The sequence below is a fragment of the Allocoleopsis franciscana PCC 7113 genome, from assembly GCF_000317515.1.
Classification (GTDB): Bacteria; Cyanobacteriota; Cyanobacteriia; order Cyanobacteriales; family Coleofasciculaceae; genus Allocoleopsis; species Allocoleopsis franciscana.
This window is the reverse complement of sequence record NC_019738.1, coordinates 1,669,046-1,682,573: the sequence shown is the minus strand read 5'-3', so window position 1 is coordinate 1,682,573 and position 13,528 is coordinate 1,669,046. Positions and strand designations below refer to the sequence as shown.

The following is a 13,528-nucleotide window of genomic DNA, read 5'->3' as shown; positions in this document are numbered from 1 at the left end:
ACATTTATTGCATTCTGTCAATAGTGCGGTACTGAATGGCTTCGGCAACGTGCTGGGGTTTGAGAACTTCATCACCTGCTAAGTCAGCAATGGTACGGGCTACTTTAAGAATGCGATCGCTTGCCCGTGCCGATAAGCCTAACTTGCGAATTGCGCCCTCTAGTAAGTTGCGAGAGGTATCATCCAACGGGCACCAGTGACGCAGATGATGACTCTGCATCTGAGCATTGCAACGAATTGTCGAATCGGCAAGTTTGAATCGAGTCCAGGCGCGATCGCGTGCGGCTTGTACTCGTTCCCGTACAGGTGCCGATTCCTCCCCCGTGGGTTGTCGCGTAATCTCTTCCGGCTTCAATCGATTCACCGCCACTTGTAAATCAATTCGATCCATCAAAGGACCCGAAAGCTTTGCCCAGTATTGTTCCCTAGCTCTTGGCGAACAAGTGCAAGCTTGAATAGTATCCCCGAAGTAGCCACAAGGGCAAGGATTCGTACTCGCCACCAAGGTGAACTGTGCGGGAAACATCACCGATTGACGAGTGCGGGAAATGGTCACACAGCCATCTTCTAACGGTTGACGCAAGAATTCCAACACATCGCGCTTAAATTCGGTGAGTTCATCCAAAAACAGCACCCCCCGGTGTGCCAGAGAAATTTCCCCAGGACGGGGAAAGCTGCCACCCCCCACGAGGGAGGGGCCAGAGGCAGAGTGATGAGGACTGCGATAAGGGCGATCGCTGACCAATGTTCCTTTGTTTCTCAGCAATCCTGCAACAGAGTGGATTTGTGTCACTTCTAAGGCTTCCTCAAAGCTTAATGGCGGTAAAATCCCTGGCAAGCGACGCGCCAGCATGGTTTTGCCACTCCCAGGAGGCCCGACAAAGATTAAATTATGTCCTCCAGCCGCTGCAATTTCTAAGGCTCTGCGAGCATGAGCTTGACCCTTTACATCTTTTAAGTCTGGCCCCGTTGACCGAGAGGTTCGCAACGCCTGTAACCCATCCATCTGCACCGGGGAGTAACGCTCTGGCTGATTCAGAAAGTCAGCCACTTGCGCTAAATTCTGGAAACCGTAAACCACTAATCCCTGTACAACTGCCGCCTCTCGTGCATTATCCGCCGGAACGATCAAACCCGCAATCTCCAGTCGTTTAGCCGCCGCCGCAATCGGTAATACACCCGCAACGGGTCGCAGATTGCCATCCAGGGAAACTTCTCCTAAAAATAGGTAATCGCCCAACAATTCGGCACTCACCTGCTCTGAAGCCGCCATAATGCCCACACTAATGGGTAAATCAAAGCTTGGCCCTTCTTTACGCAAGTCAGCCGGTGTCAGGTTCACCACAATCTTCCGCATGGGAAAGGCAAAACCCGCATTCTTCAGTGCCGCCTTGACTCGTTCTCGTGATTCTTGAACGGCTGTATCGGGTAAACCAACCACGACAATTCCCGGCAACCCACCAGACACATCCACTTCAACACCCACCTTAACCGCATCGATTCCTACAATAGAAGCGCTCCAAACTCTAGCTAGCATCTCAATTCCCCTGACACTTAAGCGCGAGTATAGGGCTTGTCCTCTGGGTTACTGAACCGGGAAATTACTGGATTTAGTTTCGTTCCAGGATGCTGATTACGTAAAATTGCTAGCAGTCTGAGTCGCTTTCATAACTATTGAGTAGAAGATTTAACATGAGCGAGACCATCTTCAGCAAGATTATTCGCAAAGAAATACCCGCTGACATTGTTTATGAAGATGACTTAACAATTGCCTTCAGAGACATTGCTCCTCAAGCACCGGTTCACATCCTGGTGATTCCCAAAAAGCCCCTTCCTCAGCTAGCCGCAGCCGAATCCGAAGACCATGCTCTCATGGGACACCTGCTCTTAACCGCCAAGCGGGTTGCCCAGCAACTCGGTCTGGATAACGGCTATCGCCTGGTGATTAACAACGGCGCTGATGGCGGCCAAACCGTTGACCACCTGCATGTACACATCTTGGGCGGACGCCAGATGAAGTGGCCTCCGGGTTAACACGACTGAGGGATTCTAAAAAAAGTTTGAAGAACTTTACAAAACGCAACAGATGGGTTAAGTTAAGTATGGGCGAACACAAAAGCGCCCGCTGAACCTTGAAAAATTATTAAGCCATCATAAAAACATGACAACCACATTACAGCGTCGCGAATCTGCGAACGTGTGGGAACGGTTTTGCGAGTGGGTCACTAGCACCAACAACCGCCTCTATGTAGGCTGGTTCGGTGTCCTGATGATTCCTACCCTGCTAACTGCCACTACCTGCTTTATCATCGCCTTCATCGCTGCTCCTCCTGTGGACATCGATGGTATCCGTGAGCCTGTTGCTGGCTCTCTGCTGTTTGGTAACAACATCATCAGTGGAGCCGTTGTTCCTTCTTCTAACGCCATCGGCTTGCACTTCTACCCAATTTGGGAAGCAGCTAGCTTAGACGAGTGGCTTTACAACGGTGGCCCTTACCAGTTGGTAATTTTCCACTTCCTCATCGGCGTCTTCTGCTACATGGGACGTGAGTGGGAACTCAGCTACCGCTTAGGGATGCGCCCTTGGATTGCTGTTGCTTACAGCGCTCCTGTGGCGGCTGCAACCGCTGTATTCCTGATTTACCCCATCGGACAAGGTTCTTTCTCTGATGGTATGCCCCTGGGCATCTCTGGAACCTTCAACTTCATGTTCGTGTTCCAAGCTGAGCACAACATCCTGATGCACCCCTTCCACCAACTCGGTGTGGCTGGTGTGTTCGGCGGTTCCTTGTTCAGTGCAATGCACGGTTCTTTGGTCACCTCCAGCTTGGTGCGTGAGACAACTGAAACCGAATCTCAGAACTACGGTTACAAGTTCGGTCAAGAAGAAGAAACCTACAACATCGTTGCTGCTCACGGTTACTTCGGTCGGTTGATTTTCCAATATGCTTCTTTCAACAACAGCCGTAGCTTGCACTTCTTCCTCGCTGCTTGGCCTGTAGTTGGCATTTGGTTCACCGCTTTGGGCATCAGCACCATGGCGTTCAACCTGAATGGATTCAACTTCAACCAGTCCATCATCGACTCACAAGGTCGCGTGATTGGCACCTGGGCTGATGTACTCAACCGCGCTAACTTGGGATTTGAAGTAATGCACGAGCGTAACGCTCACAACTTCCCCCTCGACTTAGCGGCTGGTGAAGCGGCTCCTGTGGCTCTAACCGCTCCTGTCATCAATGGCTAATTCTTAAGAATTTAGCTTAAAAAAAGCGCTCTCCGCAAGGGGGGCGCTTTTTTGTTGGCGGTTCTAAGCTAAAAAATCAGAAAGTTATTGTTAAACTGTTTCTCAGACATCCTCTTCATGCCAAACTTTACCTAGTTCATCGCAGTGATATCATTAATCCCACGATTGGGTTTTTGGGAAGTAGCAATCTTACTTTGTCTGGGCTAGAACATCAAGGGGAATTGAATATTGATGTTTTAGACCATGATGCTTGTCAAAAGCTGCAAAAGTGGTTTGATGACCGATGGAATGACCGTTGGTGTATCGATATTTCCCAAGAATTGGTTGAAATTATCGATAACAGTTGGGCGAGAGAAAAGCTGATTCCGCCTTACTATATTTATCTGAAAATTGCTTATCACTTATCCCAGGAAGCCAGGGCGGGATTAGCTGAATATCAGATTCCTCGCGATGTTAAGAATCAGTTGTTTGACTTCCAAAAAGCTGCGGTTCAAATTGCTGCGCGTCACGTCAACCGTAGAGGTGGGGTATTAATCGGGGATGTGGTGGGGTTGGGCAAAACGTTAATTGCAACAACGTTAGCCAAGATTTTAGAAGAAGATTTTTTCTTATAAACCCTAATTATTTGCCCTAAAAACTTAGTAACGATGTGGGAGGACTATGTTCACCGCTATGGACTCCGGGCAAAAGTTCTCTCCATTAGTCGGGTGCAGACGGAGTTACCGAATGAACGTCGTTATCGGGTGGTATTGATTGACGAAAGTCATAACTTGCGGAATCGGCAGGGTAAGCGTTATCGGGCAATTCAGGAATATATTGCGCTGAATGAAAGTCGATGTATTTTGCTAACCGCTACCCCGTATAACAAAACGTACCTGGATTTATCGAATCAACTGCGTTTATTTGTACCAGAGGATAAAGATTTAGGAATCCGTCCAGAAAAACTGTTGAATGAGTTAGGGGGAGAAATCGAATTTAGCCGCAAACATCAAGCACCTGTGCGTTCTCTGGCTGCTTTTGAAAAGAGCGAATATCCTGATGATTGGCGAGAACTGATGCGATCGCACGATCAATAAACTCATTCTAGATCGGGTGAATGCGACACTTGAAGACCCCCCCCAACCCCCCTTGTTAAGGGGGGAGCAATCAGAGAATAGGCCCCAAGCTTTAAACACAATTGTATTAAAGGGGAAGAAACTTGAAAAAGCTTCTGTTTCCAACTCCCCCCTTACTAAAGGGGGCAGGGGGGGTCGATTTGAGGATATCAACGAACTACTAATTAGGGCTTGCTGCGAAAAGCGGAAACCCTTAGTTATCAATAGGTTAAGCGGTCTTGAGAGTTGCTCAAGTCCAAGGAAATCAGGTAAAATCTGGCAAAACCCTTGTACCTCAACCAGGGAAAATGTACCGAAAAGTTGAATCACTTCCCACGCCACCGTCCAAGTTTGAGTTACCCTTTGAGGGAAAGTTATCACAAGACAACCGTTGGGTAAGGATAGCTAATCTAATACCCTGGGATGAGTTTGAAGAGGAATACGCCCAAACTTTTACCGAAGATATAGGAGCATCCGCCCTACCGTTTCGGATGGCATTAGGTTCATTAATAATCAAAGAGAAGTTGGGAATAAGCGATCGGGAAACAGTAGAACAAATCAAAGAAAACCCTATATCTCAGTTTGAGTCAACAGCATATTCGTCCAATAGTGAGAGGGAAAGCCGGAAGCCCGGTGGAGTTTGGAGCCAAACTCTCGGTAAGTTTAAGAGATGGATATGTATTTTTAGGACTGACTGAAGAGATGAAACTTGACTTAAAGCGACGCGGGGCTATTTTCGAGGACTCTCCTGGCGATCGCTCCTGGGTTTTTATTCCTCGCTGAAAAGAGATTTCCCTTATTGTCTAAAAACTAGGAAGCGGCAAGTATGAATTGAGTAGTGGCGATAGTTTCCTGTCAACCTTCATTATTTTTAACGTACCATCTGCAATGTTGGAAAATTTTCGATCTAGAGCTAAATAAATAAAATAGTCTTCTGCCGATAGAATATTCATTAAGTGCCACTGCGATGAGAGTGCAATTAATATCTGATCAATTTTATCTGAAAACTGGAGCGCCTTGGCAACCTCCATCTTGGCTTGGATGACTTTAGCGTTGCCTGTTACCGCCATGCTAATTTTGCTATTGGGGAACAGAGGACTATCAATACCTTCGTGGCAAATGCACTGCCCAGTTTTCCAATTTCCCAGTGCCACAACGAGCGCACCCTGCGAAGCCATTATTTCTTTTAAACCAGACTCAATTTCAGCTTGAATCTCAGTATATTCTGTACTCAACATCATGGTGTTGCTTTCTCTTTACATTGCTGCGATAAACCAGATGACTGAACGCCATGCCTTTCAGTATAACCAGCAATTAAGTCAGGGATAAGACTTCTGGCTTTTTCTAGACCTGTCTGACCATCTGTCGCTGTAACAGTTGAGCAACAAATCGTTTTGCGACCCGTAATTAAGTTATTTAAAGCCTATAAAATAACGTGAGTTCGACGAACTAAAAAAGGGCAGGAGGCAGAGTCGGCAAGTCTTTGGGATAAATATTCCTGTTAGTCACTAAGTAGCGCTCTTTCATCACTCTAGGCGGAGGAAAATAAGAGGCTGTCTCTAAAGACGACTGTATACTATTTTCAGTCCACTTTAGTAGACTTGAAATATGAGCCAAGAACTAAAGTTCTTGGCAGGTTATGACATCCATGAAAAGGGTGCAACATCTCCGTTTTAAGGCATTCGCCAAATCTTAATCGTATTATCAAAACTGCCACTAACTAAAGTACTACTATCTGGACTAAACGCCACAGAACGAACATCATCAGAATGCCCTTCGAGAGTGCCCAGAAGTTTCCCTGATCGCAAATTCCAAAGTTTAATCGTATTATCCTGGCTCCCACTCCCACTCGCAAGCATTTTGCCATCGGGCGTCATGGCAAGAGCACGCACCCAATCTTGATGCCCATTAAACGTTTTCGTCAGTTGATTTGTGGTTAAATTCCATACCTGAATCGTCCCATCTCCATTGCCACTCGCTAAGGTTTCCCCATCTGAACTAATCGCGAGAGCAAACACCCGATTGGGATTGCCTTTGAGAGTATGACGAACTTCCCCTTTTTCCAGATTCCAGACTTTAATTGTATTGTCAAAACTACAACTCGCTAATGTTTTCCCATCAGGTGTCATGGCAATAGCAAAAACCCAAGCCGTATGTCCTTTAAGGGTGCGTTTCTCAATCGGTTGAGTATTGACTTTTTGGCTCAAATCCCAAACTTTAATAGTGCGGTCAAAACTGCTACTCATTAATGTTTTGCCATCTGCACTAAAAACTAAGTCAGATATCCAAGCCGAATGTCCCTTGAGGGTGTGTAATAGCTTACCCTTACCAATATCCCAAATTCTAATAATATTGTCATCGCTCCCACTGGCTAACGTCTTACCATCTGGGCTAAAAGCAACCGTATTTTCTCCGTATAAATCTTCTCCTAAAGTGCGTCCAGAGGTGGGAGTTGTACCCGCTCTATTTTTGCCCAGATGCCAAAGTTTGAGCAAGCCGTCTCGACTGCCACTAGCAATCATCTTCCCATTCGGGCTAACTGCAACTGTGTTGATTCCATTTGAAGCCCCAGTGTCAATGCTGGTGATCGGTTCTAACTGTTGTCCCACTTCACTACTGCGCTCTACGCGCTTAGCTTCGTCATTCCGGTGAGTTAGGGTGGCAGGATAGTTTGAAGTTGTTCGAGGCGGCACAGTAACCGACTTTGGGGATCGCTTTGCCAAGGATGAAGCCGATAATAACCGATGATTAGACGATACGAGAGATTGCTGATTATGCTGATTATTTAGAGTAGTTAAATCTCCATATATCAGCGTTCCTGCTACTCCCACAGTACCGAGAAAAGCGCTAGCCAGAAACAGATTTTTCGGCTTAACCAATTTGGTGAATAGTTTTCTCAGACGTGTTGTGGATGAACGCTGGTGACGTACCCACGATTGCAAGCGTAAACCCTGCAAAGAGTTAGCAAATTCAGGCGTCTGCGGAGGTAGCTGAGGGGGTTGCCAGGTGTGGTCGATCGCCGCGATGCGCTGTAATATAATCTGAGCATTGTGCGGTCGATGGTGGGGGAACGGAGCCATTAAATAATCAATCAAGTCCGTCACCGACTTAGAAACCTGAGGGGCTTGGTGCTGCCAGAGTAATTCTCCAGTGCGCGGATCTTCAGGAAAATCATTGGGGGATTTACCCGTAAGTAGATAAACAAAGGTTCGCCCCAATGCAAAGAAATCCGATTGCGGTACAGCTTTGCCCTTCGCTTGCTCAATGGGGGTGTAGCCAGGAGAACTCATACTCCTCACATCCTGCTCACCCCTCGCTGTCACCAGATAAGTATCGCTAGCAGCTCTGGCACTACCAAAATTAATCAATACCAGTTGTCCGTTGGGAGTGAGGATGATGTTAGATGGCTGGATGTCGCGGTGAAAATACAGTTGTTGGTGGACTTGATATAAGATTTCTACGAGCTGTTTGAGCCAGTTCAGCACTTGGGGTTGAGAAAGAGGTTGATTTTCTGGCTGGAATTGACATTTTTCTAAACTTATGCCTTTAACCTTCTCCATCACCAGGCAATGTAAGGGCTGGTGTCGGTTTTTGGGTAAAAAGGTAAAGTAGCCATCCGGCTCAATGTGGGGAATACCTGGATGATGCAATTGGCTCAACACCCGCGCTTCTTGCTGAAATACGGCTACAGCCTTTGGGTCATTGAGGAGAAGAACTTTTAATATTTTCGATGTCCCTTGCTCTTCTACCTCATAGATTTTGCTAAAACCGACTTCATCCACTAACTGCTTTACCCGGTAACGCTCTTGTAGCCAAAGCTGAGAGCCACAGTGGCAGCAGATCGAGTTTTGAGCATTAAGGGGATCGGCTGGCTTTGGGCATTTGGGATTAATGCAGTAGCTCATAAGACCCTGTTGAATCGTACTTCCTGTTAGGGCGATCGCTTTTTACGGGGGTACCGTTATTAATCGCACATTCTGTAAGCATAAAGGAGATCTGAGAATGCGATCGCTCAAACGTTTGCCCCAGAATGTCCCCCTTCTTTAAGGGAGGTAGTCACTCGCCTGCTGCCAATCTGGTCTAGTTCCCCCCTTTTTCAAGGGGGGTAGGGGGGATTTCGGGAGATGCATCATTAACACTGAGAAGAAAGAGTGCTAAAGAGTGCTGAGCATTTACAAACCCAAACCCTCACTCACGGGATGGAAGTAAAAGGCAAACCCTAAAACCAAATAAGTAGCTAAAAGCAAAGTCCCCTCTAACCAGTTCGACTTCCCATCAGAACTGATGGAATTGGCAATTAAAACCGAAACGACCACCGCCACCAGTTCAAAGGTATTGAAGTTTAAATCCATTGGCTTACCCATCAACCACCCAGCAAGAACTAACACGGGGGCGACAAATAAGGCAATTTGCATACTAGACCCTACCGCAACTGAAACAGAAAGATCCATCTTATTTTTCATCGCCACGGTAACGGCTGTCGCGTGTTCAGCCGCATTCCCAATTACCGGCAGCAGAATGACTCCAGTAAATAGGGCAGATAACCCTAGTTCAGAGGTGGCTTCTTCTAAGCTGTCAACCAGCAGTTCTGATTCTCCAGCGACAAAAAGAGTGACAACCAAAAGCACCCCAATCCATAGCCAAAGATTCGGCTTGTGTTTAGGTTCCTCTGGGGCGAGGTTCGACTCCGCCAGGTTTTCCATGTCCGCCATGCCAACATCGAACAGATAACTGTGGGTTTTCATGGAAAACAGCAACGTTAGCCCATAAACCAGGATTAACACCACTGCAACCGCGATAGAAAGGCGCTGGATTGTGACTTCACTCAAGCCAACAGAGGTGGCATCCATCGCCGTGGGGAGGAGAATGGCAATTACGGCTAGGTTCATAGAGGATGCATTCACCCGCGCTACGATAGGCTGAAAGTCTTGCTCCTTATAGCGCAAGCCCCCCAACAGCATGGACAACCCCATCACCAGCAGTAAGTTACCGATGATTGATCCCGTGATGGTGGCTTTGACAACACTGACTAAGCCCGCATTCAGGGCAATTAGGGCAATAATCAGTTCTGTGGCATTGCCGAATGTGGCGTTGAGTAGCCCCCCCAACGTGGGACCTGCCACTACAGCGATTTCTTCAGTAGCCGTACCCATCCAAGCGGCAAGGGGGACAATCGCGATACAGGACGTGATGAAAACCACTGCTGCTCCCCATTCCAAAAAGTGAGCGGCAATCGAGACGGGGACAAACAGGAGCAAGAGCGACAAAATTGTATTCTTGTTGAGCATCTAGGGTTTCTGTACCTTAAGAGCAGAGATTTTTTGGGGGATGGGCAGGATTGCCCGTCCCAGTCATGCAAGTTACCTGCACAACAGTTTCGGACTCTAGAATAATCGCATCTCACCGCGAACCCAAATATGTCATTGGGTGGGTACCATCGCCCAGAGGAACTTTTATCCTTAGTTAAGTTCTATAAACTTACCGCAAGTTCCTTGAAGTCCTGTCGGTCTAAGGCTGAGATTGCGGTTTACTAAGAATAGTACCCATCATTTCAAAGCTTTCACCCCTTCACACCAGCCCATACACTAAACTTTTTTAATCGGCGCTACAGTTTGGCTTCTTGCCTTACCCTAATTAAATTTGCTGACTTTGAAAACAACTGTAGCTTTCGGGATCAGGGAGGTTCTCTGTCTCGAACATGGATGTGTAGAGCGGGAAAGCTATCTGACTAGTTTTTTAGAATTTGGTAATCCCATGACTTCTGCTGCTGAGATTCCAGCTTCTCAAGCTGATGCAATGGTGTCCATTGCAGACTTGCAAGTTGACGCGGGGATCGCTAGCGATCCCCTAAGGACGGCGACCGGTGTTTACGTGACTGTCCACGGTCATTTTTACCAACCACCGCGTGAAAATCCTTATCTGGACACCATTGAGCGTCAGCCAAGTGCGGCTCCTTTCCACGACTGGAATGAGCGAATTCACCACGAGTGCTATCGCCCCAATGCTTTTGCCAGGGTGTTGAATGAGCGGGGCGAAGTTATCGGGATCGTCAATAACTATGAGTATTTAAGCTTCAACATTGGCCCAACGCTGATGTCGTGGCTCGAACGTTACGATGTTGAGGTCTATCAGCGGATTCTGGAAGCGGATCGCAACAGTTGTAAGCGTCTCAATGGACACGGCAATGCGATCGCACAAGCTTACAACCATATCATTTTGCCCCTCGCCAACGAACGGGACAAATACACCCAAATCCGCTGGGGCAAAGAAGATTTCCGCTCTCGCTTCAACCGCGATCCCGAAGGCATGTGGCTGGCGGAAACCGCTGTCGATTATCCCTCCCTAGAGGTACTGGTGGACGAGGGGATTCAATTTATCGTCCTCGCTCCCTCTCAAGCCGAGCGCTGTCGAGCGATCCCCAGTGATCACCAACCCGTTACCCAATGGCATGAAGTTGGTGGTTCTCAGATCGATCCCACTCGCCCTTACCGCTGTTTCCTGGCAGATGGGCGATACATCGATATCTTTTTCTATGACGGCCCGATCTCGCGAGATATGGGATTTAATGATGTGCTCAGCGATGCCCATAACTTCGCAGGGCGCGTTGGTCAAGCTGTGCGCGGGGATCATCGACCAGCACAGCTTATTTCCGTCGCCACCGATGGAGAAACCTTCGGGCATCACAAAGGCGGTACGGAAAAATGTCTCGCCTATACCTTTACCCAAGAGCTTCCTAACCGAGGTTGGACGGTAACGAACTTTGCCCACTATCTCAGCATTAATCCGCCGACTTGGGAAGTCGTTTTGAAGCCCGTGACGGCTTGGAGTTGCTCACACGGCGTGAACCGCTGGCAGGATGACTGTGGTTGTGGTGGCGGTGGAGTCTGGAACCAAAAATGGCGACGTCCCTTACGGGATGCCCTGGATTGGTTACGGGATAAGTTAGTGAAGGTTTATGAAGAGGCGGGTCACCAATTCTTCCGCGATCCCTGGGCAGCACGGGATGAGTATATCCAAGTAATTCGCGATCGCTCCCCAGAGAATGTGGAGAACTTTCTGGGGCGTCACCGCAGTCGCAAACTGACGGCATCCGAACAAATTGACGCCCTCCGCTTGTTGGAAATGCAGCGTCACTCGTTGCTGATGTACACCAGTTGTGGTTGGTTTTTTGAGGAAATCTCCCGTCCTGAAGGTGTCCAGATTCTGCGCTATGCCGCTCGTGCCTTGGAATTAGCCGGAGATGTGGCGGGCGTGCAGTTGGAAAAATGCTTTGTTAAGCGTCTTGCCCTCGCTCCCAGTAATGTTGACTTTTTCAAAAATGGGGCAGCGGTTTATCGGCATCTGGTGATCTCGTCCCAAATCACCTTTAAGCAAGTTGCCGCCCACTATGCGATCACTTCTCTGTTTACCAGTTATGCCCGACAACAACGGGTTTACTGCTATGACGCCCAGCAGCTAGACTACCAGATCCAACGCATGGGATCGCTAACTTTGGCGGTGGGTCAACTGCGGCTCGTTTCAGAGATTACTTGGGAGAGCGCTCATCTGGTGTTTGCCGTGTTGCACTTGGGGGGCTGGGATTTCCACTGCTGCATACAACCGTTTGCGGGGCGTCGGGCTTACAGCAAACTCAAGGATAAGGTGTTCGACTCCCTGAAACAGGCGAGTGCGGCTCATGCCATTCTGGCAATGCATCAGATGTTTGGGGCTGAGTCTTTTAGCTTGCAGAGTCTGTTTGCGGAAGAGCGTCATCGGATTATGGGACTGTTGAGTCAGGAAACCTTAACACGATTAGATCAGCTCTACACTCAGGTTTATCGGGACAACTATGGGGTGTTGATGGCCTTCCATCGAGATGAGTTGCCGGTACCGCAAGAGTTACAAGTTGCTGCCGAGATTGCCTTATCGAACCGAGCGCTGACCGAGATCGGGGCGCTGGACTCTGCCATGAGCGATCCCCAAAGGGTATGGAGTCATTTGGCTGAATTGGAAGCGATCGCAACAGAAGCCAACCACATGCGTTGTCAGCTAAAAATCCCAGAGGGGAAACCCACCTTGGAGAAGTTGATTTTGCGATCGCTGTGGCAACTGCTGCATGATACCAATGTGCCCACCCTTTCCGCCGATATTGAGTTTATTCGCCGTTTGATTGAGGTGGGGAATCAGCTCAATCTGGGACTTTCACTCGCTCAATGTCAGGAACTCTACTTCAACTGTTTGCAGCCTCGCATTGAACCCCTGTTCCAACAAGCGATGCAAGTCCAGTTGACTTCCGAGCTTCACGGTGAGAGTGCGGTGGCTCATTTAACGACGAACACGGATTGCAACACGATCCAGCTCCGCCACCTGCTCCAGTTGGGTGAAAAACTAGCCGTAGATGTCAGCTTTTGGTTAAGTCAATTGCCCTAGGGAATTAAATCTCCAGTTATCAGTGACCCGTCGTTAGTTACCAGTTATCACTTATCAGGGTGTATTCAAGGGGGATTTTTACTCCCCCTAGATCAGCCAGAAAAAACTGGAACTAGTAACTGATAACAGTCACTTGTCACTGCCTACGGCATCAGCACAGCACCAATGCCATGAATGGTGCCATTCCTAGCCGGGATATCTGCCATGATGACTTTTACCCCATTGACGAAGACCTCGCTAGCACCAGAAACCCGTACTGTTAAGGATTGACCGGCCAGAGTTCTCAACCTTAAAGTTCGACCGGGAGCCAAATCAAAGGTGGTGATGTTTCCAGGCACGACATGATAAGTCAAAATTCGGGTTAATTTGGATCTGTTCTCCGGTCTTAGGAGCGTTGGTACAGTGCCTTGAGGCAGTGCGTTGAAGGCTTCGTCTGTAGGGGCGAAGATGGTAAACGGGCCTCTCCCAGCCAGTGCTTCCGTGAGTCCGGCTGCTCTAATAGCCGTGCTGAGGGTAGAGAAGGCATCGTTAGCTGTAACTAACTCGTCAGCAATACTTCTCACACCAGCTTGAGCTAGAAGGTTGATGCCAGATGTGGCCCTTAAGGGAACCTGCTGGGTTGGGTTGGAATTGGTAGCTAACTTATTGATTTCTCCTGAATTGATGGTGATTTGAGCTGTAGCCGGAAAACTGATCAAAGTACTCAGACTGGCAAGACCTAGTAAGGTTGTAAGCTTTCTGGCTAGAGAGAGGCAAGAACTGGCTGACATCAAATTTTTCC

At 48.2% G+C, this 13,528-nt stretch carries 8 protein-coding genes and 2 pseudogenes; 5 read left to right on the top strand and 5 right to left on the bottom strand.

Translation table 11 applies throughout. From position 1 onward, the window contains the following. Nucleotides 1-4: 4 nt before the first annotated feature. Nucleotides 5-1,537, bottom strand: a complete 1,533-nt coding sequence (locus MIC7113_RS07090; RefSeq protein ID WP_015181492.1) for a YifB family Mg chelatase-like AAA ATPase — start codon at nucleotides 1,535-1,537, stop codon at nucleotides 5-7. Nucleotides 1,538-1,692: 155 nt separating this feature from the next. On the opposite strand from MIC7113_RS07090, the gene MIC7113_RS07085 reads away from it, so the two are divergent. From MIC7113_RS07085 to MIC7113_RS36045, 4 genes and pseudogenes are all read left to right on the top strand, one after another. Beyond that, a complete protein-coding gene (locus MIC7113_RS07085; protein WP_015181491.1) occupies nucleotides 1,693-2,034 on the top strand; it encodes a histidine triad nucleotide-binding protein in 342 nt (113 codons plus the stop codon). A gap of 127 nt (nucleotides 2,035-2,161) precedes the next feature. Beyond that, complete coding sequence (gene psbA, locus MIC7113_RS07080; RefSeq protein WP_015180474.1) at nucleotides 2,162-3,244, top strand: photosystem II q(b) protein; 1,083 nt, start codon at nucleotides 2,162-2,164, stop codon at nucleotides 3,242-3,244. Between the two features lie 65 nt (nucleotides 3,245-3,309). Beyond that, nucleotides 3,310-4,305, top strand: a pseudogene (locus MIC7113_RS38915) (SNF2-related protein); the annotation flags it as partial. A gap of 341 nt (nucleotides 4,306-4,646) precedes the next feature. Then, nucleotides 4,647-4,922: pseudogene (locus MIC7113_RS36045) on the top strand (transposase); the annotation flags it as partial. A gap of 219 nt (nucleotides 4,923-5,141) precedes the next feature. Here MIC7113_RS36045 and MIC7113_RS07065 read toward each other — a convergent pair. From MIC7113_RS07065 to cax, 3 genes are all read right to left on the bottom strand, one after another. Continuing rightward, nucleotides 5,142-5,579: a hypothetical protein gene (locus tag MIC7113_RS07065; RefSeq protein WP_015181490.1), complete on the bottom strand. Its 438-nt coding sequence runs from the start codon at nucleotides 5,577-5,579 to the stop codon at nucleotides 5,142-5,144. Nucleotides 5,580-6,011: 432 nt separating this feature from the next. Beyond that, on the bottom strand, nucleotides 6,012-8,243 hold the full coding sequence (locus MIC7113_RS07060) for a serine/threonine-protein kinase (RefSeq protein ID WP_015181489.1): 2,232 nt from the start codon (nucleotides 8,241-8,243) through the stop codon (nucleotides 6,012-6,014). A gap of 267 nt (nucleotides 8,244-8,510) precedes the next feature. Then, nucleotides 8,511-9,626 carry a calcium/proton exchanger gene (cax, locus tag MIC7113_RS07055; protein ID WP_015181488.1) on the bottom strand — a complete coding sequence of 372 codons (1,116 nt, stop codon included), beginning with the start codon at nucleotides 9,624-9,626 and terminating at the stop codon, nucleotides 8,511-8,513. 466 nt (nucleotides 9,627-10,092) lie between these two features. On the opposite strand from cax, the gene MIC7113_RS07050 reads away from it, so the two are divergent. Beyond that, a complete protein-coding gene (locus tag MIC7113_RS07050) occupies nucleotides 10,093-12,747 on the top strand; it encodes a DUF3536 domain-containing protein (RefSeq protein WP_015181487.1) in 2,655 nt (884 codons plus the stop codon). Nucleotides 12,748-12,890: 143 nt separating this feature from the next. On the opposite strand, the gene MIC7113_RS07045 is transcribed toward MIC7113_RS07050, so the two are convergent. After that, nucleotides 12,891-13,517 carry a fasciclin domain-containing protein gene (locus MIC7113_RS07045; protein ID WP_015181486.1) on the bottom strand — a complete coding sequence of 209 codons (627 nt, stop codon included), beginning with the start codon at nucleotides 13,515-13,517 and terminating at the stop codon, nucleotides 12,891-12,893. Between the last annotated feature and the right edge of the window lie 11 nt (nucleotides 13,518-13,528).